We start from the raw sequence: 26,645 nt of genomic DNA on the forward strand, positions 1-26,645 counted from the left end.
GACCACCACAGGGTAACCCACATTCACGACAACGTCCAGCACCAAAACTACAGTCTGGGTTCCTTCTTCCGGTCGACCGGCGTCCCCAGCACCGACAGGGCCGTCGCGAGACCGGCGTAGTTCGTCACCAGCATCACCAACGCCACGATCTCTCGGTCGGAGAGGTAGCTCGCCAACGCCGACCACGTCGACTCCTCCACGTCTCCGTCCTGCACGATCTGGTCCGCGGCGTCGAGGATCACTCCCCGACGGCGCGTCTGCCCGTGCGACTCCCCCTCCATGGCCGCGATCTCCCCGGCGGTGAGCCCCACCGACGCCGCCAGCTTGCGGTGGTGCGCCGCCTCGTACTCCGAGCCTTTCAGGTGTGCGACGCGGAGAATCACCAGTTCGGTCTCCTTGCGCGACAGATAGCCGAAGGGCATCATCGTCGCCGAATACACCAGCCACGCCTTGAACAGGCGCGGCGCCCTCCCGATCGTGGAGAACACCCCCATGGTCTCCGTCCCCTGCACCTTCGCCCCGATGCGGGCGACCAGGTGGTTGACCACCCCGACCTCCCGCACCCCCGGAACCTTCTCACCGGGGCGCACGATCCGGCTCGGCCCCTCCGAGGACGTTGACTCCACGCGAGATATGTTCATACCCCAACACGCTACCTGAGCTCCGCCCCGGCGTCCGCCGGATCCGCTACTTCGCGGTCTGGTCCTTCTCGTCCTCCCGCAAGGTCAGCACGTCCACGCCGTTCTCGGTGACGACCATGGTGTGCTCGAACTGGGCGGACCATTTGCCGTCCCTGTTCTGCACGGTCCAGTCGTCGTCCCAGATGTCGTAGGGAAGCTCGCCGAGGTTGAGCATCGGCTCGATCGTCAGGGTCATCCCCGGCTCCAGCACCGTGTCATACGACGGCTCGTCGTGGTGCAGCACCACCAGACCGTTGTGGAACGTCGGCCCCACGCCGTGACCGGTGAAGTCGCGCACCACGGTGTAGCCGAAACGCTTGGCGTAGGCCTCGATCACCCGGCCGATCACGTTGATCTCCCGGCCCGGCTTCACCGCCTTGATGCCCCGCCACATCGCGGCGTAGGTCCGCTCCACCAGCAGACGGTGCTCCTCCGCCACGTCGCCGGCCAGGAACGTCGCGTTCGTGTCGCCGTGCACCCCGTTCTTGTAGGCGGTGACGTCGATGTTCACGATGTCACCGTCCTGCACCACTGTGGAGTCGGGGATGCCGTGGCACACGATCTCGTTGAGGCTGATGCACGAGGCCTTCGGGAACCCCCGGTAGCCCAGGCACGACGGGTAGGCGCCGTGGTCGCACATGTACTCGTGGGCGACACGGTCGATCTCGTCGGTCGTCACGCCCGGAGCCACCACTGCGCCGGCGGCGGACAGCGCCCCCGCGGCGATCCGGGACGACTCGCGCATGGCCTCCACGACCTCGGGGGTCTGCACCCACGGCTCACCGATGTTCTCCCGGACCGAGTCCTTCCACACGTACTCGGGACGTTCGATGCTGTCCGGGACCTTACGGACCGGGGTGGGTGTGCCGGGGGTCAGAAGCGCTCTACTCATGAGGTCCCAGCCTACTCCCCGTCCAGAGTGGCGAGGAACTGCTGGGTCACCGCCACCGAATGCTCCGAACCGCCGCCCAGGACAATCATCGTCGCGAAGGCCAGGTCGCCGCGGTAGCCCATGAACCAGGCGTGGGAACCTTCGTTGATCTCGGCCTCACCGGTCTTGCCGTACACCTCACCGGCACCGGAGATCGCCGTGCCGGACCCGCTGGTCACGACCGCGCGCATCATGTCACGCAGGTTGCCCAGGACGTGCGGGTCCAGCGGCTCCCCCTCGGTGGCCTTCTTCCCGTCGCCGTCCAGGGTGTGGGTGTCCTCGGTGTCGATGAGCTTCGGCACCGGGGTCCTCCCGTTGGCCGCGGTGGCCGCCACCAGTGCCATGCCGAAGGGGCTGGCCAGGTCGAGTCCCTGCCCGTAGCCGGCCTCGGTGCGGTCCAGCATGACCTCGCCCTCGGGTACCTGGCCGGTCACGGTGGTCAGTCCCGGGATGTCGTAGTCGCGGCCGAGCCCGAACTTCCTCGCCTCGTCCTTCAGCTCCCCCGGTGCCATGTCCGTGGAGATCCGGGCGAAGGTGGTGTTGCAGGACTGCGCGAAGGCGTTGCGCATCGAGGTCTCGCCCAGGGAGAAGGAGTTGTAGTTGGTGACGACACGTCCGCCGATGTCCTGGGTCGCCGGGCACGACACCGTCGAGTCGGCGGTGAGGTCCTCCTTCTCCAGCCCCGCCGCGGCGGTGATCACCTTGAACGTGGAGCCCGGCGGGTATTGGCCGGACAGTGCCACGTCCCCCTGCTTGTCGGCCTCCGCGGTCTGCGCGACGGCCAGCACCTGGCCCGTCGACGGCCGCATGACCACCATCATCGCCTGGTCGTCGGGGCGGGTGTCCACCGCCTTCTGGGCGGCCTCCTGCACCTGCCGGGACAGGCTCACCGTGACCGCGGGGGCGGGGTCGGCCGGGGTGCGTTCCATCGTGCGTACCACTGAGGCGTTCCGGTTCACCGCCACGACCTCCCACCCGGGCTCGCCGGCGAGTTCTGGTTCCACCAGCTGGGTCACCCGCGACATGATGTCGGGGGCGAACCCCGGGTCGGGACGGACCATGGCCGGCTCCTCGTTCAGCCGCACACCGTCGATGGCCTCCAGGTCGTCCTTCACCCGGTCGCCGAAGTCGCCCGGGATCATCGTCACCGAGTAGGAGCCCCCTGCGTCGAGGGCCTCCGTGGACGCCCGGGAGCGGTCGACGGTGGGGACCTCCTCGTCCCGGGCGTGGGCGACGTCGAGCACCCGGGCGATGCTGTCGACCGCCCCCTGCACGCCGCCGTTCTTCCGGGCCTCGTCGGTGTCCAGCAGCACGCGCCACCTGGTCCCCGGTGTCGCGAGCACCGCCCCGTCGGATCCGACGATGTCGGCGACCTGCGGCTCGACCCGGCGCAGCTCCAGGTGCTGGTCGGAGCCGAGGTCCGGGTGCAGGACGGAGGAGCGCCACCGCACCGTCCAGTCGCCGTCGGTGCGGGTGGCGGTCAGGGTGGCGTCGTAACGGAACGTCCGGTCCCCCGGCAGTGCCCACGCCATGGTGTAGTCGGCGGTGGCCACGTTGTCCTCGGTCCGGACGTCGTGGAGTTCGGCGTCCAGCGACTCCGCCTGCAACGCCGACCAGGAGTCCTCCAGCGCGGAGGACGCCGTGGTCGCGTCGTCGGTGAGCCCAGCCGCGGTGTCGAGGTCCCGCGAGCCGACGGCGGCGAGGAAGTCGCCGATGACGTCGTCGGCGACGTCGGGCCTGGGGGTGCACGCGGTGACGGCGACAGTAACCACCGTGAGGAGGAGGCACAGGACGGTGGCGGTGGTGGTGCGTCTCGGGGCCTGCGTCCCCGGAATCTGGATCATGCTCCGACGCTAGCAGCGTACGGCGCTGCTTCCGTGGACAAACACGAACGCGTCACCAGCCACGGGCCGACACCCCTCCCCCCGCGGAGTCGTGGCCGGTGAGGTGCGCAGCGGCGGTAGGCGACCTGGAGTCTAGCTGGTGACCTTGACCTGCGGTGAGCCGTTGCCCCCCGCCGCAGCGAGGACCTCGGGGTCCATCTCCTCGGCGATCTTCATGGCCTCCTCGATGAGCACCTCCACGATCTGGTCCTCGGGGACGGTGCGGATGACCTCGCCCTTGACGAAGATCTGTCCCTTGCCGTTGCCGGAGGCCACACCTAGGTCGGCGTCGCGTGCCTCACCCGGACCGTTGACCACGCAACCCATCACGGCGACGCGCAACGGCACCTCCATCCCCTCAAGGCCGGCGGTGACCCGCTCGGCGAGGCTGTAGACGTCGACCTGCGCACGCCCGCAGGACGGGCAGGACACGATCTCCAGCTTCCGCGGGCGCAGGTTCATCGACTGCAGGATCTGGTCGCCGACCTTGATCTCCTCCACCGGATCAGCGGACAGGGACGTACGGATCGTGTCACCGATCCCCTCCGCCAGCAGCGCACCGAAGGCCACGGAGGACTTGATGGTGCCCTGGAACGCCGGCCCTGCCTCGGTGACACCGAGGTGCAGCGGGTAGTCGCACTGCGCGGCGAGCTGACGGTAGGCCTCGACCATGATCACCGGGTCATTGTGCTTCACGGAGATCTTCAGGTCGCCGAAGCCGTGCTCCTCGAACAGGCTGGCCTCCCACAGGGCGGACTCCACCAGCGCCTCCGGCGTGGCCTTGCCGTACTTGTCCATGATCCGCTTGTCCAGCGAACCGGCGTTGACTCCGATGCGGATCGGGATACCCGCGTCCCCGGCGGCCTTGGCGACCTCCTTGACCCGGCCGTCGAACTCCTTGATGTTGCCCGGGTTCACCCGGACCGCCGCACATCCGGCGTCGATGGCGGCGAAGATGTACTTGGGCTGGAAGTGGATGTCCGCGATCACCGGGATCGGGGACTTGCTGGCGATCGCGGGCAGCGCCTCGGCGTCGACGGTCTTCGGACAGGCGACACGCACCATGTCACAGCCGGCCGCGGTAAGCTGGGCGATCTGCTGCAGAGTCGCGTTGACGTCGTGCGTCTTGGTCGTGGTCATCGACTGGACGCTGACGGGGTAGTCACTTCCGACGCCGACATTGCCGACCATCAGCTGGCGGGTCTTGCGACGGGGAGCCAGCACCGGCGGCGGGGCGTCGGGCAAACCGAGGGAAATTCCGGTCATGTGTGGTCTAGTCCTTCTTTCCTTGTGGATCGACGGCCCCAGTCTACGCCCGCGGCCTCTGACAGGGGAAAGCAGTGGCGCCGGCGGGACGCGTGAGGTGCCGTGGTCAGGGGAACAGCTGCAGTGGGTTCACCACGTCGGCGACGATCACGGTGAGGCCGAAGACCATCAGGACACCCGTGGCCACGTAGGTCACCGGCATCACCTTGACGTAGTCGACCGGGCCGCCTGGCTCCAGGCCGCGCAGACGACGCAGCCTGTCCCGCAGCTTCTCGTAGATCACGATGACCGCGTGGCCGCCGTCCAAGGGCGGCAACGGAACCAGGTTGAACACCGCCAGGAAGAAGTTCAGGTTCGCCAGCAGCACCAGGAAGGCCATCCACTGGTTCTGCTCCACCAGCTGCCCGCCCGCGTGGGAGGCGCCGACGACACTCACCGGACTGTCCGGCTGGCGCTCGGCACCGAAGATCGACTGGACCACCGGCCAGTAGCGCTGCGGCAGGTCGATGAGCGCCTCGACGGTCTGCCGGCCGAGGTTCCAGGTGAAGTCCGCCGTACCGCCGACAGCCGTGACCGGGTTGTAGTCGACCATCTGGCCGCTGCCGTCGAACTGCACGCCGATCGCGCCGACAGTCTCGCCCGCGCGCTCCACGACCTGGACCTGCAGGTCCAGGTCCACCCGCTGCCCGTTGCGGTCGACGGTGGCCGGCACGGTCACCGTGTCGCCCACCTGCACGCCGTCCTCCCCGGCGTCCCGGCCGATCGCCTGGACCGCCTCAATGACGTCGGGGATTCCCCCGGTCCGCTCCCCGTCGACACTGAGGAACGTGTCCCCCACCTGTACGCCGGACGACTCGGCCGACCCTTCGCCCGTGCAGGGCGGCGCGGTCTCCGCGTCCTCGTCCACCACGTCCGGGGAACACACCAGCTCCACGGCCTCCGCCTTCGGCGGCTCGGTGGACGGCAGACCGAAGCTCACGGCCACACCGAAGATGATCAGCACCCCGAGGACGATGTTGACGATGATCCCCGCCATCATCACCACTACCCGCTTCCAGGCGGGCCGGTGGATCATCAGGTAGGGTTCCTCCTCCTCGGTCCACGGGTCGTTGACCGTCATCCCGGCTATGTCGCAGAAGCCGCCCAACGGGACGGCCTTCAGACCGTACTCGGTGTGCCCGCGGGTGAACGACCACACCGTCGGTCCGAAACCGATGAAGTAACGGCGCACGCGCATCCCGCAGGCCCGGGCCGCGACCATGTGCCCGGCCTCGTGCAGGGCGATGGTGACACCGATCCCCAGGGCGAAAAGCACCACACCTAAGGCGAAACTCACAGGCCCATCCTCTCATGCGCCCTGGCGCGTGCCTCACGCTCGGCGTCGAGGACGTCACCGACATCGTGGGGACGCCCCACCCGGTCCGAGCAGTCCTCCATGACCTCGGCGATGGTGTCGACGATCCGGGGGAACGGAAGTGCCCCTGCGAGGAACTCCACCGCGGCCTCCTCGTTGGCGGCGTTGTAGACCGCCGGCATGCAGCCTCCGGCGGACACCGCCTCGCGGGCCAGCCGCACCGCCGGGAAGACCTCGTCGTCCAGAGGCTCGAACTCCCATGTGGACGCCGTGGAGAAGTCGAGGGCGCGCTGCGCCCCGGGCACGCGTTCCGGCCACCCCAGTGCCAGACTGATCGGCAGTTTCATCGACGGCGGCGACGCCTGGGCGATCGTCGCACCGTCCCGGAACGTCACCATGGAGTGCACGATGGACTGCGGGTGCACCGTGACGTCGATCTTCTCCGCCGGGACGCCGAACAGCAGGGAGGCCTCGATGAGTTCCAGCCCCTTGTTCACCATCGACGAGGAGTTCAGTGTGTTCATCTGCCCCATCGACCAGGTCGGGTGGTTCGCCGCCTGCAACGGGGTGACCTCCCGGAGCTGATCACGGGTCCACCCACGGAACGGTCCTCCTGAGGCCGTGAGCACCAGTGACTCCACGTCCTCGAAGCGCCCCGCCCACAGGCACTGGGCCATGGCCGAGTGCTCCGAGTCCACCGGGACTAGCTGGCCCTCAGCTGCGGCGCTGAGCACAAGCTCACCGCCGGCGACCAGCGACTCCTTGTTCGCCAACGCCAACCGCACCCGGCCGTTCAACGTGGCCAGGGTGGCGTCCAGCCCCAACGAGCCGACGAGGGCGTTGAGTACCACGTCGTCGGCCCCCAGCTCCAGGGCCCCGGTCAACTCCTCCACGAGCTGCCGTGCGGAGTCCACCCCGCGGACCACATGACCGTCGAGCTCACGGTCGATCTCGTCAGCCGTCCGGTCGCTGGCGACAGCCACCTGGCCCGCGGACAGGCCGAAGGTACGGATCTGATCAAGCAGGACGTCAGGCTTCGACCCGTGCGCGGACACCCCGACCAGGTCGAAGCGGTCAGGGTTCTGCGCGATGATCTCGAGCGCCTGGACACCGATCGAACCGGTGCTTCCGAGCACCACTACGCGTTTCTTCACCCGGCCCATTGTTCCACGGTGCCGTGGCCACGCGGTAGCCACGCCGTCGGTCGCCGCCCGTCCCCTGCCCCGGGCCACACAAACGGGGGAGTCCGGGCCGGGTCGCAAGTTCACGGAACCACACGGATGTGTCACAATGGGAGCGACAATTCGGCAGGTGACCACTGCCGTCCTAGTTCAGGAGGATATCGACGTGGCCGATCACGGAAATCATGGCACGAAGGTGGAAGTGTACAACGGGGTCTCCACCGAGGATGAGCCGTCGGCCGCCTGGGGCTGGCACCAGTTCCCCCGGCGGACGACGATCGTCTTCGGCTACCTCGGCGGCCTCTCCATGTTCGGCATGCTGTTCGGTAACCACCCCGGCCAGGTGGAGAACATCTGGCTCGTCGCCCTCGGCGTCCTGGTGATCGTGGGCACCTTCCTCTACGCCCGCCGCTCCTCCCCGAACTGGTCGCCGAAGCCCTCGCGCAAGACGGTGAGCGCCCACAACAAGCCCCTGGGTCACCAGGAGCCCGACTGGGCCACCGACCAGCGCAACCTCACCGGCGCCTACGCGAACCTGACCACCGCCGAGCTGCGGTCCTGGAATCTCCCGGGCGTCGGTTCCGACGGTGTCGAGCACGTCGAGACCCCGAAGCACGCGCTGCACCACTAGGTCCGCCGCGGCACACTCGAAACCCCGGCCCCACCACGAGATCGTGGTGGGGCCGGGGTTTCGCTTAGGTTCACCCACCGTCCTGCCCGGTCAACTGTGAGACCCGGGGGTGCGGTAGGTGCTAGCGCTCCTCCGCGGCGAGCTGGCCGCAGGCTGCGGCGATCTCCTGGCCGCGGGTGTCGCGCACGGTGCAGGCCACGCCCTGGGCGGTGACCCGGCGGACGAACTCGTCCTGCACCGGCTTGGGCGAGGCGTCCCACTTCGAACCGGGAGTGGGGTTCAGGGGGATCAGGTTCACGTGCACCTGGTTGCCGAGAGCACCGCGCAGCTTCTTGCCCAGCAGGTCGGCACGCCACGGGTGGTCGTTGATGTCCCGGATCAACGCGTACTCGATCGACACGCGCCGTCCGGACTTGTCGGCGTAGTAGCGGGCCGCCTCGAGCACCTCGTCCACCGACCAACGGTTGTTGACGGGGACCAGGGTGTCCCGCAGTTCATCGTCCGGGCAGTGCAGACTGACCGCCAGCCGCATGTGCATGCCCTCGTCGGCGAGCTTGCGGATCGCCGGGGCGAGCCCCACGGTGGAGACGGTGACATTGCGCGCGGAAATGCCGAAGCCCTCCGGTGACGGGGAGGTGATGCGCCGGATCGCCTTCACCACACGCTTGTAGTTGGCCAGCGGTTCACCCATGCCCATGAAGACGATGTTCGACAGGCGCCCCTCCCCGCCCTCGACCTCACCGTCGCGCATGGCCCGGGCCGCGGCACGCACCTGCTCGACGATCTCGGCGGTGGACAGGTTGCGGTCCAGCCCGCCCTGGCCGGTGGCGCAGAACGGGCAGGCCATCCCGCATCCGGCCTGGGAGGAGATGCACAGGGTGGCACGGTCGGGGTACCGCATCAGGACGGACTCGAGCATCGTCGAGTCGTGCAGCTTCCACAGGGTCTTGCGGGTCTGCCCCTCGTCGCAGGAGATGTTGCGCACCGACTCCATCAGCGTGGGGAACAGCGTCTCCTTCACCGTGGCGCGCAGGCCCTCGGGGAGGTCGGTCATCCGGGAGGGGTCCCCCTCGAGACGGCCGTAGTACTGACGGGCGATCTGGTTGGCACGGAAGCCGGGCAGACCGGCGTCGGTGACGGCCGACTTCACCTCGTCGTCGGTGAGGTCGGCCAGGTGGGTGGGCGGCATGCCCCTGGTGGGGGCACGGAACTGCAGTTGTACCGGTGTAGTCATGGTGTCGGCCATTATTGCACGTCGTGAAGGGCGTGAGCACATCGTGAGATCGCACTACACTGGAAGGCATGACGAAGAGCTCCGGTAGAGACCACGCAGACGACCTGGCCGTCCCCGCCACCGACCCCACGGAACTGTCCGGGAACGCCGAGGGCAGCCCCACCTCGGAGATCACCGCGACCACGTCGGCGGACCCCGGCCACTCCCCCTCCGACGAGGACCCCGCCGGGGACGCACGCCCACGGGGTGGTGCGAAACCCACGGTCGCCGGGTCCGTCGCCGGTTCGACCTGGGTCGCGCTGTCCATCGGCGCGGTCATCCTGATCCTGCTGCTCGTGTTCATCCTGCAGAACCAGGAGTCGGTGAAGCTGCAGATGTTCGCCTGGCAGTGGAACTTCCCCATCGGCGTGGGCATGCTCATCGCCGCCATCGCCGGGGCCCTGGTGATGGCCAGCGTCGGTGCGGTGCGGATCCTGCAGCTGCGCCGGCAGATCAACCACCCCGCCGACGGGAAGACCCGGCGCAGGGGCCGGGGCCGGAACCGCTGATCCCTCCCCCGGAGAGCGCGGCCCCCGGGGTGTCAGAAGGAGGCGACGGCCGTCATCACGATCCAGGTCAGCATCGCGGCCGGCAGCATCCCGTCCAGGCGGTCCATGATGCCACCGTGCCCGGGGATCATCGAGGACATGTCCTTGATCTTCAGGTCGCGCTTGAACTGGGACTCCACGAGGTCACCGACCGTGGCGCACAACGCCAGTCCCGCGCCCAGCGACAGACCCAGGACGTAGTGCACCGGGTCACGCAGGTCGAGCAGGAACAGCACCGACAGCGTCCCGACCACCGAGGCAAGCACCACCGAGCCGACGAACCCCTCCCAGGACTTCTTCGGGCTGATCGCCGGCACCATCGGGTGACTGCCGAAGAACACCCCGGCGGCGTAGCCACCGACGTCGGAGGCGGTGACGCACAGCATGAACGTGAGCACGAAGCTCTGCCACGGGACATCCCGGTAGCTCAGCTGCGAGAGCATCGCCGCGAAGGCCCCGCACATGGGGATCCAGACCAGGACGAACAGCGAGATGCCGATGTCCCGCAGCCAGTTGGTGGGCGGCACCGTCCTGCCGTTGTGGAAGAGCCTGGCGACGATGGTGGCCACCGCCGACAAGGCGAACGCCGAAGTCAGCCCTGTGACACCGAACGGCCACGACAACCAGATCATGGCCTGCCCGCCGACGACGAGGACGGGCAGGTTCAGCGCGTAGCCGTTCTCCCGGAGCCGGCTCCACACCTCATAGGTGGCCAGGCCCATGGCCACGGCGATCAGCGGGTACCAGACGAAGGGGATCGCGAGGCCGCCGACGACCAGTGCGCCGAGGACAACGGCACTGGCGATGGCGACGGGGAGGTTCCGCCCGGCGGAGTTCTTGGGCTGCGGCAGGCGGTGACCGTCCCGGCGTGCGGGTTTGGCGTCATTCACGGCGGCGTCTGGCTCTGATGAACGTCTAGCGGACACTAGACCTCCATCAACTCCTTTTCCTTCGACTCCACGACCGCATCGACCTGCCCCACGTACTGCTGGGTGATCTTGTCCAGTTCCTTCTCCGCGGCCTTGACCTCGTCCTCACCGGCGTCGCCGTCCTTCTGGATCTTCGCCAGGGCGTCCATGCCCTTCCGGCGGATGTTGCGGATCGCGATCTTGGCGTCCTCACCCTTGGACTTGGCGACCTTCACCAGGTCGCGACGGCGCTCCTCGGTGAGCTGCGGCACGGTGACGCGCAGCACGTGGCCGTCGTTGGTGGGGTTGACACCGAGGTCGGAGTTGCGGATAGCGTTCTCGATCTCCTGCATCGCCGACATCTCGTAGGGCTTGATGATCAGCATGCGCGGTTCGGGGACACTGATCGTGGCCATCTGAGTGATCGGGGTGCGCACACCGTAGTACTCGGCGAACACGCCGTTGAACATGGCGGGGTTCGCGCGGCCGGTACGGATGGTCGTCAGGTCCTCGCGGACGTGGTCCACCGAGCGGCTCATGAAGTCCTCGGACTCGAGCAGGGTGTCGTCAATCATTGCTGTCCTCTTGTCGGAGATGAAACTGTTGCGGGCAGGTCTTGCTGTTCCAGTGACGAATCTACCAGCCACCGGAGTGGAGTTTCCCGGAAGTTCACCACTACCGGGTGCAGTGGGCGGGTCGCCTCCGTCGGAGACGGCGCGGCGCGTCAGGAAGCGGGGGTCGCGACCAGCGTGCCGATCGTCTCCCCCGCCACGGCGCGGGCGATGTTGCCGTCGGTGAGGAGGTTGAACACCAGCATCGGCATGTTGTTGTCCATGCACAGGCTGAAGGCGGTGGCGTCGGCGACCTTGAGGCCGCGTTCGATGACCTCGCGGTGGCTGATCTCCGTGAAGAGCTCCGCGTCGGGGTTGGTGCGGGGGTCGTCGCTGTAGACCCCGTCGACCCCCTTGGCCATGAGGAGGACCTCGCAGCCGATCTCCAGGGCACGCTGGGCGGCGGTGGTGTCGGTGGAGAAGTAGGGCATGCCCATGCCGGCGCCGAAGATCACCACGCGCCCCTTCTCCAGGTGGCGGTCGGCACGCAGTGGAAGGTACGGCTCGGAGACCTGTGCCATGTTGATGGCGGTCTGCACGCGCGAGTCGATGCCCTGCTGCTCCAGGAAGTCCTGCAGCGCCAGGCAGTTCATCACCGTCCCCAGCATGCCCATGTAGTCGGAGCGGGCCCGGTCGAGACCGCGCTGCTGAAGCTCGGCGCCGCGGAAGAAGTTGCCGCCGCCGATGACGACGGCGATCTCCGCACCGGTGCTGGCCACCTCGGCGATCTGCCGGGCCACGTTCTCCACGACGTCCGGGTCGATGCCGACCTTGCCGCCGCCGAACATCTCACCCCCGAGTTTCAGCATGACCCTCTTGTAGCCGGTCGAGGCGTTTCCAGTGCTTGCAGTGCTTTCGGCCACCGTGGGATCTCCTTGTGGGGTGTGGGGGGGCGGTCTGTGTCCGATTGATCATCCTAGCGTGCCGTAGGGCTCCGGACAGCACTGAACCCGCCGACCCCGCGTGAGCGGGGATGCGACGGGTCCGGTGGGGGCCGGTGGGCTCCGCCTGTGAGGCGGGAGCCGGGGCGCGACCGGAGTCGGGCCTGAAGGCCGGTCCGGAGACTAGCTCTGGCCGACCTCGAAGCGCACGAAGCCGTTCAGCGTGACGCCGGCCTCGTCCATGACCTGCTTGACGGTCTTCTTGGACTCGGTGACGGACGGCTGGTCCAGCAGGCAGGCATCCTTGAAGTAGCCCTTGAGGCGTCCTTCGATGATGTTCGGCAGAGCCTTCTCGGGCTTGCCCTCCTCGCGGGCGGTCGCCTCGGCGATCTCGCGCTCCTTGGCGACGATCTCCTCCGGGACGTCCTCGCTGGACAGGTAGGTGGCCTTCAGTGCGGCGACCTGCATGGCGGCGGCCTTGGCCGCGCCCTCGTCGTCACCGGTGTAGGAGACGAGCACGCCGACTGCCGGGGGCAGGTCGGACGAGCGGTGGTGCAGGTAGACGGCGACCTTGTCGCCCTCGATGGTGACGGCGCGACGCAGCTCGAGCTTCTCACCGATCTTGGCGGACAGCTCCTGGACGACGGTCTCGGCGGACTTGCCGTCGACGTCGGCGGCAGCCAGCTCCTCCGGGCTGTTGGCCTTGGCGGCGGCGGCAGCCTCGGCGATGCGGTTGGCCAGCTCGATGAACTCGGAGTTCTTCGCGACGAAGTCGGTCTCGGAGTTGATCTCGACCATGGTGTTGCCGGAGACGGCGATCAGGCCCTCGGCCGCGGTGCGCTCAGCGCGCTTGCCCACGTCCTTGGCGCCCTTGATGCGCAGGATCTCGACAGCCTTGTCGAAGTCCCCTTCGGACTCTTCGAGGGCCTTCTTGCAGGCCATCATGCCGGAGCCGGTGAGCTCGCGGAGCTTCTTGACGTCGGCGGCGGTGTAGTTCGCCATGTGAGGCGATCCTCCTTCAGATGGTGGAAGTGAAAAGTACAGACGTGGGGAGAATTACTCTGCAGACTCGGCTGCGGGGGTCTCCGCAGCAGCGTCAGCCTTGGGAGCCTCGGCCTGTTCCATCTTCTCGGTCTTCTCTGCCTGCTCTGCCTTGTCGGCGGTCTTCTCGGCGTCGCCGGCGGCCTCCTTGGCTGCGGCGGCCTGGCGCTCGGCACGGGCGGCACGCCCTGCCTCGACGGCCGAGGAGATCACGGAGGTCAGCACCGTGGTGGCACGGATGGCGTCGTCGTTGCCCGGGATCGGGAAGTTGACGTCGTCCGGGTCACAGTTGGTGTCGAGGATGGCGACGACCGGGATGTTGAGCTTCTTCGCCTCGGAGACGGCGATGTGCTCCTTGTTGGTGTCCACGATCCACAGTGCGGAGGGGATCTTGGACATGTCGGAGATACCGCCCAGGACACGCTCGAGCTTGTTGCGCTCGCGGGTCAGCATCAGGACTTCCTTCTTGGTGCGGCCCTTGTAGCCGTCCTCGGCGGCCTCCATTGCCTGGAGTTCCTTGAGACGGTGCAGACGCTTGGCGACGGTCTGGAAGTTGGTGAGCATGCCGCCGAGCCAACGGTGGTTGACGTAGGGCATGCCGACGCGCTCCGCCTCGGAGGCGATGGCTTCCTGGGCCTGCTTCTTGGTGCCGACGTAGAGGATGTTGCCGCCGTGGGCAACGGTCTCCTTGACGAACTCGTAGGCCTCGTCGATGAAGGTCAGGGTCTGCTGCAGGTCGATGATGTAGATGCCGTTACGGTCGGTGAAGATGAAACGCTTCATCTTCGGGTTCCAACGACGGGTCTGGTGACCGAAGTGGACGCCGGCGTCCAGCAGTTCGCGCATGGTGACAACAGCCATGGTATTTCAGGGGAGTTCGCTGACCGGGACTGTTCCCGGCCGCCGCTCCCCTTCCTCGCTTTCAAAAGTTCAGGTTGACGGTTCTTTCACGGCCGACTCGCCGACGGGGTCCGTCAGTTCGTCGGTCGTCCTGGCAGGCATCCCCGGGTTGTCCCCGCCCAGTTAACCCCGCTCGTGGAGCGGGGACCGTTGACGGACGGGCCACAGTGTTCGGATCACGCGATACCTACGCGATGTCAGCACGCCCACCGACTCCCGCGCATCGGGCCACTCCCCCGCTCCTGGCACAGATCGCGTGTGACTGTGACATTCCCGGGAACCGTCTCCGGCAACCGACGTGGAACGCCGGCTGAGTGCCGCGCCAGACTGGCGGACATACTGCGGTAGTTGAATCTACCCGTCACCCTGGGATCCCACAACTCTTCGTCGCGCGCCTGTGCAGCGGGGACCAGCCGGAACACACCGTGGCACCACCACGTCACCACTGGCATCCCACACACCCCACACGCCCCAGTCGCCCCTTCGACGGTCCCGGCGCGCCCGGACGGACGGCGGGTTGTCCACAGGCCGCCGCCGGGCCCGGGCGCACAGGGCCCCGGTCGGCGATGATGAACCCTATGACAGGGGCAGGGATGAAAGAGTGGACGAGAACATGGGCCGGCAGGATCGCCGTGGCGACGGCAGTGGCCGTGACGGGGTCGGTGGGGGCGGTGGCGGCGGCACCCGCCACCGACGGCCCCGAGGGGAGGCCGCACACAACCGGCATCAGTACCGTCAGTGCTGTCGACCACCGGACAGCCGTCCCCCATCACCGTCCGGTACCCGGTGGGGTGATCCGGGCCGCTGACATCCCGGAGCACGACTGGCTTCCCGGCCACCGCGGGGTGGACCTGGCGGCCTCCCCGGGAGACGTGGTCGTCAGCAGCTCCGACGGCACCGTCCATTTCGCCGGGGTGGTCGCCGGGACGCCCGTGGTGTCCGTCACCCACGGGGACGGGGTCCGCACCACCTATGAGCCGGTGATCGCCGGAGTCTCCGCCGGCGACCCGGTACGGCGGGGCCAGGCCGTCGGCGTGCTGGCGGACGCCGCCAAGCTCCCGGATTCCGCCCGGCGCGACGCGGGCCTGTCCTGGGGCGCACGGACCGGCCCGGACCATGAGCGCTACATCGACCCGATGAGCCTGCTGGCCCCGGTACGGGTGCGGCTGTGGGGCTGAGGCGGTGTCACTCCTGGTATCCCGACCGGGGGTGTGCCCGGCGGTAGACCTGCCGTAGCCGTTCGGCGCCGACGTGGGTGTAGATCTGCGTGGTCTGCATGGAGGCGTGTCCGAGCAGTTCCTGGACGACGCGCAGGTCCGCCCCACCTTCCAGGACCGCGGTGGCACTGGTGTGGCGTAGGCCGTGCGGTGAGATCCCGGGCGTGCCGGCCGCTTCTGCGGCGGAGTGAACGATCTCGCGTACGCGCCGTTGGTCGATCCGTCCGCCGCGGCTGCCGAGGAACAACGCGGGGACGGTGGAGGTCTGCGCCTTCTTCCGTGCGGCGAGGTGGTGCCGGACGTCGAGCCAGGCGTCCAGCGCCTCGCGGGCGCTGGTGCCGAAGGGGACGACGCGGGTCCTGTTCCCCTTGCCTGTGACACGGAGGTCTCGGTCGCCGAGGTCGCCGAGGTCGGCGCCGCAGAGTTCCGAGACCCGGATCCCGCTGGCGTAGAGCAGTTCGAGGATCGCCCAGTCGCGTACCGCCACGGTGTGCCCGTCGGCGTCGGGACCGGCCTCCCCTCCGGGTCCGGTCTGCTGCGCCCTGCGTCGGGCGTGGTCCAGCAGGGCGTCCGCCTGCCTGTTGTCGAGGACCCGGGGCAGGTGCCGTTGCGGGGTGGGTGCCTGCAGCGCGGACACCGGGTTGAGCGGGAGTCTGCCGGTGTGGCTGAGCCAGCTGCCGAACCCGCGCATGCTGGAGACCAGCCGCGCCACAGACGCCCGGGAGGCTCCAGCCTCCAGGGCCCAGTCCAGGACGTCGCGTCCCCGCTCGAGGGTGAACTGGTCGACGTTCTCCAACCCCTCGCAGGCGGCGCGGAGGTCCCTGCCGTAGGCGGTGACGGTGTTGACGGAACGGCCCTTGACCAGTGCCAGATACTCGAGGTAGTCGTCGATGGCCTCGGCGACGGACGTCCGGTCCCCCTGTTCTACCGGGGTTGCCGGGACGCCGTCGTCTCCGGAAGGCCGCTGGCTGCTCATGACTCCGGAGTCTAACCTCACTCCCGGATCTTGATCCAGCGGTCGTGGGAGCGGGTGACCAGGTTCAGTGTCTCCAGCTCGGTGATGATCCGGACGACGGCGTTGACGGGCAGGGAGGTCTCCGCGCTGATGTGCTCCAGCGTCCCGAGGCTGTCGGAGTCGACCCCGCAGGCGTCGTAGACCCTGAGCTGGTCGGCCTTGAGCTGCTGTACCGGGGAGGCGCTGAACTCCAGACTGAGCTGCCGTTCGGCGTCGACGGTGCCCAGGGGTTCGAGGATCTCCCGTACGTCCGCGGCGCGGGTGACGAGGATCCCGGCCCCGTCGCGGATCCTCTTGTGACAGCCGATGTAGTCTGCCGAGTCGACCGGCCCCGGCAGCACCATCACCGGCCGGTACATCGTGTCGGCCCAGTTCGCCGTGTTCACCGCCCCCGAACGGTAGCCGGCCGCCAGCAGGACGGTGCCCCGGGACAGTGCGGCGACCAGCCGGTTGCGGGTGAGGAAACGGTGCCTGGCGGCCCGCTGGTGCGGCGGGTACTCGGAGATCACCAGCCCCCGCTTCGCCGCGGCCTCGAAGAGGCCCTCGTTGGACCTGGGGTAGACCTGCCCGGGCCCCGTGGCAGTGACCACCACGGTGCGCCCACCTGCACTGAGGGCCCCGGAGTGCGCCGCTGTGTCGATGCCCAGTGCTCCCCCGGAAATCACCGTGTAGCCGGCGGTGGCGAGCTCGCCGGCCATGGTGTGGGTGGTGCGGTTGCCGTAGGCCGTCGACAACCGCGTGCCGACCATGGCCACGCTGCGGCCCACGACGTCCGAGAGGCGTGCGGTCCCGGTGGCCCAGAACGCGAACGGTTGGGTCGCCTGGCCGCGGATCCCGTCGACCATCGTGTCCGGTCCGATGTTCATGAATGAGCCGGCGATGAGTTCCGTCGGCCATTCCGTGCTGTCCGGGGTGATCAACCGCCACCCGTGTTCCCGGGCGAAGGCGAGGTCCCCCCGGACCGAGGTGTCGGCCCTCCCGCTGGTCTTTTCCCGCAGCGCCGCCGGCAGGGCCGGATCACGGCGCCGGACCATGCCCGCCACCCGTTCGACGTCCGCCGGCGCACTGGTGTCCACCGAGGCCATCGCCCCGTCGGAGACGCCACCGGGCCACAGCATCTCCAGGAGCTCCATCTGGGAGGCCTCCACCACCCGGCGCAGGTACATCCACGCCGCCAACCGTGACGTCTGTGATCCTTCCCCGCCGTGCCCGCTGTGCCCGCCGTGCCCGTCTGACCCTGTCTCAGCAACCACCCTGTTCTCCCCCATCGTGCCCTCCCTCATGTTCCCCGTGTCCAGGTTCCCCGGGCCCGGTCACGGTCGACCGGGCCGGTGTACATCTCCAGTGCGTCCAGTACCGCCGAGACCCCAGGCCGGGCCGCGCCCTCCAGGTCCGCCATCGTCCAGGCGACGCGCAGGGTGCGGTCCACACCCCGGTGCGACACCACCCCCGACCGGAGTTTCTCCTGCAGCACGGCCATGCCGGCGTCATCGGCGGGATGGCCCCGTCTCAGGAACGGCCCAGGCACCGAGGCATTGGACGACCACCGTCCCCACCGGTGCACCGCGCGACGCCGGGCCTCGACCACCCGCTCCCGCACACGGTCGCTGGATTCAGGGGCCGGGCCCGCCCCGTCAGTCACGGGCACCAGTCCGGCCGTCGCCTCCGCCCTGGTGCACACCGACAGGTCGACCCTGTCCAGCAGCGGTCCCGACAGCCTCTGCAGGTAACGGTCACGGACCCCGCCACGGCAACGGCAGTCCGCCGGTTCCGCCGCACCGCAGGGACACGGGTTCGAGGCCAGCACCAGCTGGAACCGAGCCGGGAAGACAACGGTGCCGTGGTGACGCGCCACCTCGATCCGGCCGGTCTCCATCGGGGTACGCAGCAGTTCAAGCGTCCCGGCGGCCACCTCGGGGGCTTCGTCGATGAACAGCACACCGTTGTGCGCGATGCTCACCGCCCCCGGCCGTATCCGCCCGGCACCACCACCGGTCAGGGCAGCGCGGGTGACCGAGTGGTGCGGGGCGACGAACGGCCGTTCGCCCCGCCACACCCTCTCCAGCCGGTCCCGGGCGCCCGCCACCGAATGCACCGCCGCCGACTCCAGCTGTTCGCTCTCCTGCAACGGCGGGAGGATCCCAGGCAGCCGTTCCGCCAGCATCGACTTACCCGACCCCGGCGGCCCCGACAGCCACAGGTGGTGGCCCCCGGCGGCCGCGATCTCCAGGCCACGCCGGGCCTCCGCCTGCCCGCACACCTCCGCCAGGTCCGGGGGCGGGCACGACTGCGCCGCGTCCGGCAGCCCGTCCCGTCGCCCGTCCCGCCACTCACCGTCACATGAGAGGGAGTCACCGCCGTGCCCCTCCGGCAGCTCCCCGCGCAGCCACGGAACCAGTTCCCGCAGGTGCGACAGCCCCACGACCTCCAGGCCCGTCACCCGCGCGGCCCGGGACGCCTCCACGGCATTGGCCCGGGGTACCGCGGCCCGCAGGAAACCGGCGCCGTCGGCCGCCATCAGCATCGGGAGTACCCCGTCCACCGGCCGCACAGTACCGTCGAGACCGAGTTCCCCGACGACGACCGTGGCACGGGGATTCTCGGAGGGGACCACCCCCTGCGCCGCCAGAATCGCCATCACCATGGGAAGGTCGAATCCCGACCCCCGCTTCGGCACCGACGCCGGGGACAGACTCATCACCACCCGGCTCCTCGGCCAGTCCAGACCACTGTTGATCATCGCCGAACGTACCCGGTCACGGGCCTGGACCACCGCAGTGTCCCCGAGACCCACGATGCTCATCCCGGGGAGCCCCCGGCTGATGTCGCACTCCACCGTCACCGGGGTCCCGCTGACCCCGCTCAGGGCGATCCCCCGGGCCTGCCCGACCCGAACCGGCGAACGGTCGCTGAAGGTGGTCACCAGCCCACTCCCTCGTAGTGGGTGAGCTCCCCGGCCGTGATGTCCAGGACATCGAAACGCACTGTCGGCGCCCGGTGCCGCGGATTCCTGCGCAACCACTCCGCCCCGGCGTGCCGCATCGCCGCGAGCTTGGCGGGGGTCACCGCCTCCGCCCCGGAACCGAAACGGCCGTCGGTACGCCATTTGACCTCGACGAACACGATCACCCCGTCGCCGGAGAGGACGATGTCCACCTCCCCGCGGGCGGTGTAGAAATTGCGGTCCAGCAGGCGGTACCCCCGCTCGAGGAAATACCCGGCAGCCGTGTCCTCCCCGGCCGCGCCGACGTCCCTGAGATTCCTGGGCGCCTGTGGCCGCCGCTGCTGGCTGGAGCTGCTCCGCCGACCGTGGCCGGGGGTGTTCGTGGCTGCTGACATAGCTCACCACCCTGGCACGGTGGCCGGGGCCACCTGCCTGCACCGGCACCTGTTCCCCCTGGAGACTGTGGAGAACCCACCCCCTGTGGACAGGCCGCTTCCCAGGCGCCCACCACCGCACCGCCCCGCGGGGACGGACGTCCGGCACCTCCGCAGAATCAGTCAGGCATACGCAGGTCCGGCTTGTCCAGTTCCTCGATGTTGACGTCCTTGTAGGTGATCACACGTACGTAGCGCACGAAACGCGCCGGGCGGTACATGTCCCACACCCAGGCGTCGGACATCCGGACCTCGTAGTAGACCTCTCCGTTGGCGTTGCGCGGCAGAAGCTCCACGGCATTGGCCAGGTAGAACCGACGCTCAGTCTCCACGACATAGCTGAACTGGCTGACCACGTCCCGGTACTCGCGGTACATGGACAGCTCCACGTTGGCCTCGTAGTCCTCAAGCTCCTCGGCGCTCACGGTTGCTGGTCATCTCCCTTTTTGATCGGCGGTCCGGCCTGCCACCGCTGACGGGCGGCAGCCACATTGGAGTAAGTGTAACGGTGCTCGGGGGTCCCGCCGAGCAGACTCACCGAGGCCATGTGCGACGCGGTTCCGTATCCCTTGTGACCGGCCAGTCCGTAACCGGGGTACTCCCGGTCCAGTTCGACCATCAGCCGGTCACGGGACACCTTCGCCAGCACACTCGCCGCGGAGATGCACCGGGCGACCAGGTCGCCCTTCACCACCGGCAGATGCGGCCGGGGGAAGCCGTTGACCTTCATCGCGTCGGTGAGGATGTACCCGGGCCGCACGTCCAGACGCGCCACCGCCCGGCGCATCCCACCGAGGTTCGCGTGCTGGATACCCCAGGTGTCGACGTAGGACGCGGGCACGTGAACCACCGCCCAGTCCACGGCGACGTCCTTGACCACCTCGAAGAAGTGGTCCCGACGCTTCGCCGTGAGCTTCTTGGAGTCTGTCAGGCCGGACAGCTCCGGCACAGGGCCCGGTGGCAGAACGCAGGCGGCCACCGTCACCGGACCGCAGCAGGCACCTCGGCCGGCCTCGTCGACGCCTGCGACGGGACCCAGCCCCGCCTTGTGCACCGCCCACTCCAGCGTCCTGCCGTCCGGCATGGAGCGCACCGGAACCACCCCTCTACTGCTGGATGTCCGGGGAGCTGACGCCGCCGATGCGGTCCAGCGGCCAGATCTTCGCCGTGACCTTTCCGACGACGTTCTCCACCGGGACCGTGCCCTGGAGCTCGTCGCCGATGTGGAAACGCGAGTCGCCGGAGTTCGTCCGGTTGTCTCCCATGACCCACAGATTGCCCTCCGGCACGGTGACCGGCCCGAAGTAGGCGCCCTGGCAGGCGTCGGAACCGGTCATGGGGTCGACCTGGTAGGTCAACGGCGAACGGGTGTAGGAGTCGTCGACCTTCTTGCCGTCCACCATCACCCCGGGGTCACCGGCCTGACACTGCACGGTCTGACCACCCGTGGCGATGACACGCTTGACCAGGGCATTCTCATCCGGGGCGAGGATGCCTATATAGGAAAGCGCCGTCTGGACACCGCTGACGACACTGTTGTCGGACCGCTGCGAGACGTACTGGTCGTTCCAGGACTCCGGCCCGTTGAACACCACCACGTCACCCGGTGAAGGCTCACCGCCGAACCGGTAGGACAGCTTGTTGACGAAGATCCGGTCGCCGACACAGTCTTCGCACCCGTGCAGGGTCGGCTCCATCGACTCCGACGGGATCAGGTAGGGACGCCCCACGAAGGAGTTGAACAGGGCCAGCAGCACCAGCGCCACCACAAGGATGACCGGGAACTCGACCCACCAGGGGTACGTCCGCTTTCGCCTGCGCTCGGACTCCTTCCGGCGGGCGGCGACCTTCTCCCGTTCGCTCAACCGGGGCTCCTCCCCGTCGGCGTCGTCCGCCCCGCCCGGGTCCACCGCCGTCGGCGCCCCCTGCCGGGCCCCCCATGTGTCGTCCTCACCGGCAGCGCCGGCGGCACCGGCCGTGTCAGGGCCGCCCACGGTGGCGTCTGTGTCTTCGGGGCCTTCGGGATCGTTCGGATCAGTCACGGCATCAGAGGTTACCAGCAGCAGGGGCCATACCCGTCTCACCGTGACGTCGTCCTCCCCCGCCGGCGCCCCGTCCTCCGGTCAGAACCGGGTGAAGCGCCAGTAGAGCCGTTGGTCCGTGAAGGCCGCGTTGATCCAGGTGTCATAGGCGTGGATGCCCACCGGCGTGTAGGTGACCGTCACGTTGTCCCGCCCGCGAAGTCGGGTCCACAGGTCCCACGCGGCGGTGGCGCCCAGACTGCCCACCTCGATCCCCGCCCCGGCCACGGTGGTCCCCAGGTCGTAGGAACTACGCGGGTCCGGGATCCCGGTGGCGACCGCCATGTGCACCGGCATGGTCAGGTTGTCGACGTTGATCCAGGGATTGTCCCGCTTCCGGGAGTGTTCCGAGTCCCACGGGACACCCTTCGTGACCTCACCGTGGGTGTGTGCCGTGCCGTCCACCGCCAGCCTCCCTGCCAGGAGCTGATTGTTGTAGAAACCGCGGGACGACTTTCGCCACCTGGGGCGATACTTCCGCCGCTGGTCACAGCACTGTGACTCCTGCGTGGCGCATGGCATATGTGGGGTATATGGCACCCGGTGCGGGATGGATGCGGGATGGAGACCTCTCCGTCCCCCTCCCGATTTGATGTCTACAGCAGATTGCTGTACACTTAGGGATGTGAGGCAGGGAGGCAACTTCCACCCCACCGGCCCGGTCCCCACCGGAGCCGACAATCACATAGTGAAAGGAGGAATCCTATGTCCCCTGACGGATGGGCCGCGATCATCGCGGCAGTCATCATCGCCGGCCCCACGTGGATCAAGCTAGTCAGAGACTGGCCCCGCGACACCGACGACGAGGACTAGGAAACCCCCGGCCCCGGCTATCAGCACTAGCCGGGCCCGGGGGCCACCCTTTCACTATACGGACAACAGAGAGGAACGAGCCATGACCACCACCATCCGCTACATCGCCCTAATCGCCCTGTCGGTCTACCTGGTGAGCCTGAACCCCCCGGCGTGGGGAATCGCGCTCATGGCGGCCGTCCTGGTCGCCACCGTCGCCGCCGACGTCATCAACGCCCGCCAGGACGGTGCGAAGTGAGCGCCGAGCTGGAGAACATCACCGAGGTCGTCGGGCCCGACGGCCAGACCTACTGGCCGATGTCCCGCATCCTCCACCTGGCGGGCATCACCCGCAGCACCTGGACGTCCTACGTCACCCGCGAGCAGGCCCCCCAGCCCCACTACCGGGTGGACACCGTCCGCCTGTGGAGCGCCGACGAGATCCGCACCTGGCTGGACAGCCGCACCAGCCGCCCCGCCACGACAGGAACCACCGATGTCTAGCAGCGACTGTGTCCCGCGTGACGACCATGCGAAGCCCTGCGACGGACTAGGAGCCACCCGCCCTGGGGACTCTCACCGGTTCACTACCGAGGGATCCTGACGATGGACTGGGACTACATCGGGACCATCGCCAGCATCGTGGCAGCAGTCGGGACTCCGTTCGCGGTATTTCTAGCCTGGAGCCAACTGGAAGTCGCGCAACGCGGCCCAGACAGACAAGCACTCGAGGTGCGGATACGACTATTTGACCCCGTGGACGAAATGCAGAGATTTACGTATTTCATCAGAGTGGTAGGACCAGGCGCTTTCTACGACTTAGAGGCCTACGTCCATTTTGGAAACCGCTGGCACGAGATATCGGAGGGGTTGATTGAATTCAACCGATTTTATGATCCGATAGAAGGAGATATTGCCATACCCCAGAAGTACGCCAACGAAGCGAAATTGGTTCTTCATTGGGCGTCCGGAGCGAAAAGGAACCAGGGGTTGGACGATCACCTCGGAATGGTCATGATCTCCTCGAAAGAAAGGTACCGATGGAAGGAGAAGATTTTTGCGAAGACTCGTAAAAGGTGGAACAGAGTCGTCTCCCGATTCTACAGCGACGACCACTTTCTAATTCGCCCAACGGGAAAATGGGTCAAGTTGCCAAAGGATTCGGTTTCCGGCCGTAGTCATCCAGGTTGGCCAAACACCTAGTCAAATGAGAAAAAGCCCCCACCGCCTGCTGACGGTGGGGGCCTTAATCAAAATCCTGGTGATAATATCACCAGATGCAGAACTGAGTGATAATATCACTCGCGTTTTGTCCTCGGACGGGAGTCTGCGCTCGGGGCTGCGTCACAGGTCGTGCCTGATCTCCGCGGGGATATCCGCAGACGAATCCGGGTGACGACGCAGCAACGTGCGGATGAAGTGCAGCGCGGCCCGGTACCGGGACTCCAGTGACGTCACCCGCTTGTCCAGCCGCTCGATCTTATCGTCCCGCTCAGCGAGCCGCTTGTCCGTCCAGGACTGCATCTGCGTGAGCAGCTGCTGCCAGTGCTCGGCAGTCGAGGGCGCGTCCGACGCTTCACCGTCTGCGCCGTCGCTCTTGCCCTGCCGGAGTCCCACTAGTCCTGCCAGGGCGCCAATCAGCGCGGGCACGACGTACCGGATCGCGTCGGAGGCGAGGTCCATCATTCGCGCACCTCCCTGATCTTCAGTTCGAGCTTCGACCCTCGCCACAGGGACCAGACGATCGCAGCAGGGAACAGCCAGTACCAAGACGCAGTGAGCCACATCCCGGCACCGAGCAGGGACGCTCCCCACCCGGCGTGCAGACCGATGGCTGCGGCGTAGGACCACCGGTGGGCCCGGCTACCGGGACGGGTCGCGCCCATGAAGCACAGGCCCGCCAAGGTCAGCCAGATCAGCGCCCACAGGTCCATGCCGAGGTAGACCTCCAGCGGGTGGTCGGTCGGCTCGGAGTCCCAGAACGCGATACCCCGCAGCAGACAGCCGATGCCGAGCAGGACCAGGCCGGTGCCGTCGGTCATCATCGCTGCACGGAGTCGCTCGGCGGGGCGCCGCAGCCGCTTCGGCAGGTGGTCGATCGGCATCGCTCTCACGCTCCCGGGTAGCGACCGGGGCCCGCCGGGTCGTGCTCGGGCTCCCGTGCCTCGGCGTCGGCGTCGTGCTTGCCGTAGGGCTGGTCGTAGACCTCCCTGATCCCCTCGGACACTCTGCTGCGGACGGACTCCGGCAGCTCGTCGAGCTTCGCGGCGAGGATGTCGCCGACCTGGTTGGCGGACGATCGGGCTTCGGCACGAACCTGTGCGAGCATCTTCTCTGCCTCTGCGCGGGCCTCGGCAAGTGCTTCGGTGCGGGCTTCCTCGCGGGCCTTGGACCGCTCGGCGTCGAGCTTCTGTTTCGGCACGTCGACGTTGCGGTAGGCCTTGACTCCGAATAGGCCGATCAGCGGCCCGCCGACCTGGAGGATCTTCTCGACGGTGTCATCGATGGCGACCGGGTCGATCAGTCCGAACAGGGACAGTACGACGGCGGCGACCACTACCCCGGCGTACAGGGCTTTGCGTCGCCAGTCGTCGTTGTCCCAGTTGACGAGTTTCCCGTTGGTATCGCTCATGACTGCTTCCCTTCTGCGATGATGGCGCGGAGCTTGTCCTCGCCGACGATGGCGATCATCTCGGGGACGGTGCAGCCCCCGGTTTCGCGCAGCTTCTGCTTTCCGGCGGCGATGATCGAGTCGATGTCCCATCCGGCGAACGACGGCGCGCCGTCGGGTGTCCGGCCGGGCCCGGCGATCTGGTCGAGAAGTAGCCTCGGGTAGTCAGTCACGGGTGTCTCCTTCGGAGTTTCGGTGGTGGCGCGGCGCATGGCGTCGTACCAGTACTGCGCCCGCTCCATCCACTTGCGGTGGTACTTCCCGCCGTCGGCGAGGTGGAATGGACAGGCCGTCGCGCCGGTTTCCCGGTGGTCGCGGATGTTCCTGCCGAACACCGGTCGACCCAGGTTGTGCTTGATACACAGTGCGGCGGCGAGGTGCGCGCCCTCCTCGATCGTGGCGTCGCTGATCGGCCAGTCCAGGCCCGCTCCCCCGCTGTTGGCGTGCTCGATGCCGATGCTCTCCTGGTTCCGGAGGGTGTCGGCGGCGTGCCAGGCGGTGTCGGAGTCCCAGACGAGCTGACCGATCATGCCGAAGCGGTCGACCTGGTAGTGCGCGCTGGCCTGCCGTTTCTGCCACACGTCCCAGATCTGGTCGACCGACAGGATGCCGGCGTTGTGGTGCCGGACGATGTACTTGATCTGCTTGCCGCCCCGGCCCGGGGTGAAGTGCTTGTTCAGCAGCTTCGTCACCCACGCCTCACACTTCGACCAGGAGCGCATCACGCCCTGCTTGAAGTCTCCCGCGACCGTCGGGGCCGACGGGGCGCCACTGTCGCCAGGAGTGGACGACCAGTCACGGTGGTAGACGTCGTTGACGTCGATCTGGATGCCGTCTGGGCCGGGCACGTTGTGCTCGCGCTGATACAGCACCGCATAGTCCGCGCCGGTGACGCCTGCAGACCATGACCGGGTGACCCAGCCGAGGACACGGCCCGGCTCGACGACGGCGACGACGCCGTCCTCCATCGCCCAGTGCACGACCTTGCTGTGGCCGTAAATGCCGACCCGGTCGCGGCCCAGGACCTCGACCGCGGCGCGGAAGTAGTTGACCGCGGTGCCGTTCCACTGCTGAAGGGTGATGTCGAAGTCGACCGCGAAGAACACCGGGGCGTCGGGCATGCCGATCTCGGCGAGTTTCTTCTTGGCCGCCAGGGCGTCGGCCTTTCCCCCGGCAGCACCGCGCATGGCGTCGGGGCTGTCGGCGCCGCCGTACTGCCACACCGTGGCGATGCGCAGTCCAGCAGCACGATACTCGTCGACTTTGGCCTTGGTGAGCGGCTTGGCCTTCATCCAGGGCTCGCGGGCCGGGCTGATGTAGGAGACGACGCCGATGTGGCCGGCGTCCTTGATCGCCTTTCCAGACGGGAAAGACGCACTGAAGTCAATGACTGTAGCCATGTG

At 68.0% G+C, this 26,645-nt stretch carries 30 protein-coding genes; 6 read left to right on the forward strand and 24 right to left on the reverse strand.

Annotated features, from left to right (window positions below; genetic code table 11):
* Positions 1-47 precede the first annotated feature (47 nt).
* The 6 genes from Q0A34_RS09665 to dxr all read right to left on the reverse strand — a co-directional run bounded on the left by Q0A34_RS09665 (position 48) and on the right by dxr (position 7,277).
* Positions 48-641, reverse strand: a complete 594-nt coding sequence (locus Q0A34_RS09665; protein WP_291479785.1) for a carboxymuconolactone decarboxylase family protein — start codon at positions 639-641, stop codon at positions 48-50.
* A 46-nt stretch (positions 642-687) separates the two neighbouring features.
* Complete coding sequence (gene map / locus Q0A34_RS09670; protein ID WP_291479786.1) at positions 688-1,572, reverse strand: type I methionyl aminopeptidase; 885 nt, start codon at positions 1,570-1,572, stop codon at positions 688-690.
* 11 nt (positions 1,573-1,583) lie between these two features.
* Complete coding sequence (locus tag Q0A34_RS09675) at positions 1,584-3,455, reverse strand: penicillin-binding transpeptidase domain-containing protein (RefSeq protein WP_291479787.1); 1,872 nt, start codon at positions 3,453-3,455, stop codon at positions 1,584-1,586.
* A gap of 132 nt (positions 3,456-3,587) precedes the next feature.
* On the reverse strand, positions 3,588-4,760 hold the full coding sequence (gene ispG, locus Q0A34_RS09680; RefSeq protein ID WP_291479788.1) for a flavodoxin-dependent (E)-4-hydroxy-3-methylbut-2-enyl-diphosphate synthase: 1,173 nt from the start codon (positions 4,758-4,760) through the stop codon (positions 3,588-3,590).
* A 106-nt stretch (positions 4,761-4,866) separates the two neighbouring features.
* A complete protein-coding gene (locus Q0A34_RS09685) occupies positions 4,867-6,096 on the reverse strand; it encodes a site-2 protease family protein (RefSeq protein ID WP_291479789.1) in 1,230 nt (409 codons plus the stop codon).
* Positions 6,093-7,277: a 1-deoxy-D-xylulose-5-phosphate reductoisomerase gene (gene dxr / locus Q0A34_RS09690; protein ID WP_291479790.1), complete on the reverse strand. Its 1,185-nt coding sequence runs from the start codon at positions 7,275-7,277 to the stop codon at positions 6,093-6,095. Before dxr ends, Q0A34_RS09685 begins: the two co-directional genes overlap by 4 nt.
* 184 nt (positions 7,278-7,461) lie before the next feature.
* Between dxr and Q0A34_RS09695 the strand changes: the two genes are divergently transcribed.
* Positions 7,462-7,926, forward strand: coding sequence for a DUF2631 domain-containing protein (locus Q0A34_RS09695; RefSeq protein WP_291479791.1), 465 nt, complete (start codon positions 7,462-7,464; stop codon positions 7,924-7,926).
* A 121-nt stretch (positions 7,927-8,047) separates the two neighbouring features.
* On the opposite strand, the gene rlmN is transcribed toward Q0A34_RS09695, so the two are convergent.
* Positions 8,048-9,160, reverse strand: a complete 1,113-nt coding sequence (rlmN, locus tag Q0A34_RS09700; protein ID WP_291479792.1) for a 23S rRNA (adenine(2503)-C(2))-methyltransferase RlmN — start codon at positions 9,158-9,160, stop codon at positions 8,048-8,050.
* 68 nt (positions 9,161-9,228) lie between these two features.
* Here rlmN and Q0A34_RS09705 point away from each other — a divergent pair, with 68 nt between their 5' ends.
* Positions 9,229-9,708, forward strand: coding sequence for a lipopolysaccharide assembly protein LapA domain-containing protein (locus Q0A34_RS09705; RefSeq protein WP_291479793.1), 480 nt, complete (start codon positions 9,229-9,231; stop codon positions 9,706-9,708).
* A 32-nt stretch (positions 9,709-9,740) separates the two neighbouring features.
* Here the strand turns inward: Q0A34_RS09705 and Q0A34_RS09710 are convergent, their stop codons facing one another.
* The 5 genes from Q0A34_RS09710 to rpsB form a co-directional block, all read right to left on the reverse strand.
* On the reverse strand, positions 9,741-10,637 hold the full coding sequence (locus Q0A34_RS09710) for a phosphatidate cytidylyltransferase (RefSeq protein WP_291479794.1): 897 nt from the start codon (positions 10,635-10,637) through the stop codon (positions 9,741-9,743).
* A gap of 35 nt (positions 10,638-10,672) precedes the next feature.
* The gene (frr, locus tag Q0A34_RS09715) at positions 10,673-11,230 is read right to left on the reverse strand and encodes a ribosome recycling factor (RefSeq protein ID WP_291479795.1); all 558 of its coding nucleotides are present in this window, start codon (positions 11,228-11,230) and stop codon (positions 10,673-10,675) included.
* A 149-nt stretch (positions 11,231-11,379) separates the two neighbouring features.
* Positions 11,380-12,075 (reverse strand): UMP kinase, encoded by a 696-nt coding sequence (gene pyrH / locus Q0A34_RS09720; RefSeq protein WP_244805525.1) that lies wholly within the window; start codon positions 12,073-12,075, stop codon positions 11,380-11,382.
* Positions 12,076-12,330: 255 nt separating this feature from the next.
* A complete protein-coding gene (tsf, locus tag Q0A34_RS09725) occupies positions 12,331-13,149 on the reverse strand; it encodes a translation elongation factor Ts (RefSeq protein WP_291479796.1) in 819 nt (272 codons plus the stop codon).
* 54 nt (positions 13,150-13,203) lie between these two features.
* Positions 13,204-14,049, reverse strand: coding sequence for a 30S ribosomal protein S2 (gene rpsB / locus Q0A34_RS09730; RefSeq protein ID WP_291479797.1), 846 nt, complete (start codon positions 14,047-14,049; stop codon positions 13,204-13,206).
* Between the two features lie 632 nt (positions 14,050-14,681).
* Between rpsB and Q0A34_RS09735 the strand changes: the two genes are divergently transcribed.
* On the forward strand, positions 14,682-15,266 hold the full coding sequence (locus Q0A34_RS09735; protein WP_291479798.1) for a M23 family metallopeptidase: 585 nt from the start codon (positions 14,682-14,684) through the stop codon (positions 15,264-15,266).
* A gap of 7 nt (positions 15,267-15,273) precedes the next feature.
* Here the strand turns inward: Q0A34_RS09735 and Q0A34_RS09740 are convergent, their stop codons facing one another.
* The 8 genes from Q0A34_RS09740 to Q0A34_RS09775 form a co-directional block, all read right to left on the reverse strand.
* Positions 15,274-16,281 carry a tyrosine recombinase XerC gene (locus Q0A34_RS09740; protein WP_291479799.1) on the reverse strand — a complete coding sequence of 336 codons (1,008 nt, stop codon included), beginning with the start codon at positions 16,279-16,281 and terminating at the stop codon, positions 15,274-15,276.
* Between the two features lie 17 nt (positions 16,282-16,298).
* Positions 16,299-17,603 (reverse strand): DNA-processing protein DprA, encoded by a 1,305-nt coding sequence (gene dprA, locus Q0A34_RS09745; RefSeq protein WP_291479800.1) that lies wholly within the window; start codon positions 17,601-17,603, stop codon positions 16,299-16,301.
* Positions 17,600-19,243: a YifB family Mg chelatase-like AAA ATPase gene (locus Q0A34_RS09750; protein WP_291479801.1), complete on the reverse strand. Its 1,644-nt coding sequence runs from the start codon at positions 19,241-19,243 to the stop codon at positions 17,600-17,602. The genes dprA and Q0A34_RS09750 overlap by 4 nt, the downstream gene beginning before the upstream one ends.
* A complete protein-coding gene (locus Q0A34_RS09755) occupies positions 19,240-19,659 on the reverse strand; it encodes a YraN family protein (protein WP_291479802.1) in 420 nt (139 codons plus the stop codon). Before Q0A34_RS09755 ends, Q0A34_RS09750 begins: the two co-directional genes overlap by 4 nt.
* 158 nt (positions 19,660-19,817) lie before the next feature.
* Positions 19,818-20,123, reverse strand: a complete 306-nt coding sequence (locus Q0A34_RS09760; RefSeq protein ID WP_038548047.1) for a DUF2469 domain-containing protein — start codon at positions 20,121-20,123, stop codon at positions 19,818-19,820.
* A complete protein-coding gene (locus tag Q0A34_RS09765) occupies positions 20,120-20,782 on the reverse strand; it encodes a ribonuclease HII (protein WP_291479803.1) in 663 nt (220 codons plus the stop codon). The genes Q0A34_RS09760 and Q0A34_RS09765 overlap by 4 nt, the downstream gene beginning before the upstream one ends.
* A 22-nt stretch (positions 20,783-20,804) precedes the next feature.
* A complete protein-coding gene (lepB, locus tag Q0A34_RS09770) occupies positions 20,805-21,563 on the reverse strand; it encodes a signal peptidase I (RefSeq protein WP_291479911.1) in 759 nt (252 codons plus the stop codon).
* 258 nt (positions 21,564-21,821) lie between these two features.
* Positions 21,822-22,184: a hypothetical protein gene (locus Q0A34_RS09775; protein ID WP_291479804.1), complete on the reverse strand. Its 363-nt coding sequence runs from the start codon at positions 22,182-22,184 to the stop codon at positions 21,822-21,824.
* A 490-nt stretch (positions 22,185-22,674) separates the two neighbouring features.
* Between Q0A34_RS09775 and Q0A34_RS09780 the strand changes: the two genes are divergently transcribed.
* From Q0A34_RS09780 to Q0A34_RS09790, 3 genes are all read left to right on the forward strand, one after another.
* A complete protein-coding gene (locus Q0A34_RS09780; RefSeq protein ID WP_291479805.1) occupies positions 22,675-22,830 on the forward strand; it encodes a hypothetical protein in 156 nt (51 codons plus the stop codon).
* Positions 22,827-23,075, forward strand: a complete 249-nt coding sequence (locus tag Q0A34_RS09785) for a hypothetical protein (protein WP_291479806.1) — start codon at positions 22,827-22,829, stop codon at positions 23,073-23,075. Before Q0A34_RS09780 ends, Q0A34_RS09785 begins: the two co-directional genes overlap by 4 nt.
* A gap of 102 nt (positions 23,076-23,177) precedes the next feature.
* The gene (locus Q0A34_RS09790; RefSeq protein ID WP_291479807.1) at positions 23,178-23,774 is read left to right on the forward strand and encodes a hypothetical protein; all 597 of its coding nucleotides are present in this window, start codon (positions 23,178-23,180) and stop codon (positions 23,772-23,774) included.
* Positions 23,775-23,915: 141 nt separating this feature from the next.
* On the opposite strand, the gene Q0A34_RS09795 is transcribed toward Q0A34_RS09790, so the two are convergent.
* The 4 genes from Q0A34_RS09795 to Q0A34_RS09810 are packed head-to-tail and all read right to left on the reverse strand — an operon-like array spanning position 23,916 to position 26,642.
* A complete protein-coding gene (locus Q0A34_RS09795) occupies positions 23,916-24,257 on the reverse strand; it encodes a hypothetical protein (protein ID WP_291479808.1) in 342 nt (113 codons plus the stop codon).
* A complete protein-coding gene (locus tag Q0A34_RS09800) occupies positions 24,254-24,676 on the reverse strand; it encodes a hypothetical protein (RefSeq protein WP_291479809.1) in 423 nt (140 codons plus the stop codon). The genes Q0A34_RS09795 and Q0A34_RS09800 overlap by 4 nt, the downstream gene beginning before the upstream one ends.
* A gap of 5 nt (positions 24,677-24,681) precedes the next feature.
* Complete coding sequence (locus Q0A34_RS09805; protein ID WP_291479810.1) at positions 24,682-25,203, reverse strand: hypothetical protein; 522 nt, start codon at positions 25,201-25,203, stop codon at positions 24,682-24,684.
* Positions 25,200-26,642, reverse strand: coding sequence for a glycoside hydrolase domain-containing protein (locus tag Q0A34_RS09810; protein ID WP_291479811.1), 1,443 nt, complete (start codon positions 26,640-26,642; stop codon positions 25,200-25,202). Before Q0A34_RS09810 ends, Q0A34_RS09805 begins: the two co-directional genes overlap by 4 nt.
* Positions 26,643-26,645 lie beyond the last annotated feature (3 nt).

It is taken from the genome of Corynebacterium sp. (genome assembly GCF_022712195.1).
In the GTDB taxonomy this organism is placed as follows: Bacteria; Actinomycetota; Actinomycetes; order Mycobacteriales; family Mycobacteriaceae; genus Corynebacterium.

Excerpts from the sequence above, each read along its gene's own strand:
- Q0A34_RS09665 (WP_291479785.1), bottom strand. The coding sequence starts at position 641 with ATGAACATATCTCGCGTGGAGTCAACGTCCTCGGAGGGGCCGAGCCGG.
- map (WP_291479786.1), bottom strand. The coding sequence starts at position 1,572 with ATGAGTAGAGCGCTTCTGACCCCCGGCACACCCACCCCGGTCCGTAAG.
- Q0A34_RS09675 (WP_291479787.1), bottom strand. The coding sequence starts at position 3,455 with ATGATCCAGATTCCGGGGACGCAGGCCCCGAGACGCACCACCACCGCC.
- ispG (WP_291479788.1), bottom strand. The coding sequence starts at position 4,760 with ATGACCGGAATTTCCCTCGGTTTGCCCGACGCCCCGCCGCCGGTGCTG.
- dxr (WP_291479790.1), bottom strand. The coding sequence starts at position 7,277 with ATGGGCCGGGTGAAGAAACGCGTAGTGGTGCTCGGAAGCACCGGTTCG.
- rlmN (WP_291479792.1), bottom strand. The coding sequence starts at position 9,160 with ATGACTACACCGGTACAACTGCAGTTCCGTGCCCCCACCAGGGGCATG.
- Q0A34_RS09705 (WP_291479793.1), top strand. The coding sequence starts at position 9,229 with ATGACGAAGAGCTCCGGTAGAGACCACGCAGACGACCTGGCCGTCCCC.
- frr (WP_291479795.1), bottom strand. The coding sequence starts at position 11,230 with ATGATTGACGACACCCTGCTCGAGTCCGAGGACTTCATGAGCCGCTCG.
- pyrH (WP_244805525.1), bottom strand. The coding sequence starts at position 12,075 with ATGCTGAAACTCGGGGGTGAGATGTTCGGCGGCGGCAAGGTCGGCATC.
- tsf (WP_291479796.1), bottom strand. The coding sequence starts at position 13,149 with ATGGCGAACTACACCGCCGCCGACGTCAAGAAGCTCCGCGAGCTCACC.
- rpsB (WP_291479797.1), bottom strand. The coding sequence starts at position 14,049 with ATGGCTGTTGTCACCATGCGCGAACTGCTGGACGCCGGCGTCCACTTC.
- Q0A34_RS09735 (WP_291479798.1), top strand. The coding sequence starts at position 14,682 with ATGAAAGAGTGGACGAGAACATGGGCCGGCAGGATCGCCGTGGCGACG.
- Q0A34_RS09740 (WP_291479799.1), bottom strand. The coding sequence starts at position 16,281 with ATGAGCAGCCAGCGGCCTTCCGGAGACGACGGCGTCCCGGCAACCCCG.
- dprA (WP_291479800.1), bottom strand. The coding sequence starts at position 17,603 with ATGAGGGAGGGCACGATGGGGGAGAACAGGGTGGTTGCTGAGACAGGG.
- Q0A34_RS09755 (WP_291479802.1), bottom strand. The coding sequence starts at position 19,659 with ATGTCAGCAGCCACGAACACCCCCGGCCACGGTCGGCGGAGCAGCTCC.
- Q0A34_RS09765 (WP_291479803.1), bottom strand. The coding sequence starts at position 20,782 with ATGCCGGACGGCAGGACGCTGGAGTGGGCGGTGCACAAGGCGGGGCTG.
- Q0A34_RS09780 (WP_291479805.1), top strand. The coding sequence starts at position 22,675 with ATGACCACCACCATCCGCTACATCGCCCTAATCGCCCTGTCGGTCTAC.
- Q0A34_RS09790 (WP_291479807.1), top strand. The coding sequence starts at position 23,178 with ATGGACTGGGACTACATCGGGACCATCGCCAGCATCGTGGCAGCAGTC.
- Q0A34_RS09795 (WP_291479808.1), bottom strand. The coding sequence starts at position 24,257 with ATGATGGACCTCGCCTCCGACGCGATCCGGTACGTCGTGCCCGCGCTG.
- Q0A34_RS09800 (WP_291479809.1), bottom strand. The coding sequence starts at position 24,676 with ATGCCGATCGACCACCTGCCGAAGCGGCTGCGGCGCCCCGCCGAGCGA.
- Q0A34_RS09805 (WP_291479810.1), bottom strand. The coding sequence starts at position 25,203 with ATGAGCGATACCAACGGGAAACTCGTCAACTGGGACAACGACGACTGG.
- Q0A34_RS09810 (WP_291479811.1), bottom strand. The coding sequence starts at position 26,642 with ATGGCTACAGTCATTGACTTCAGTGCGTCTTTCCCGTCTGGAAAGGCG.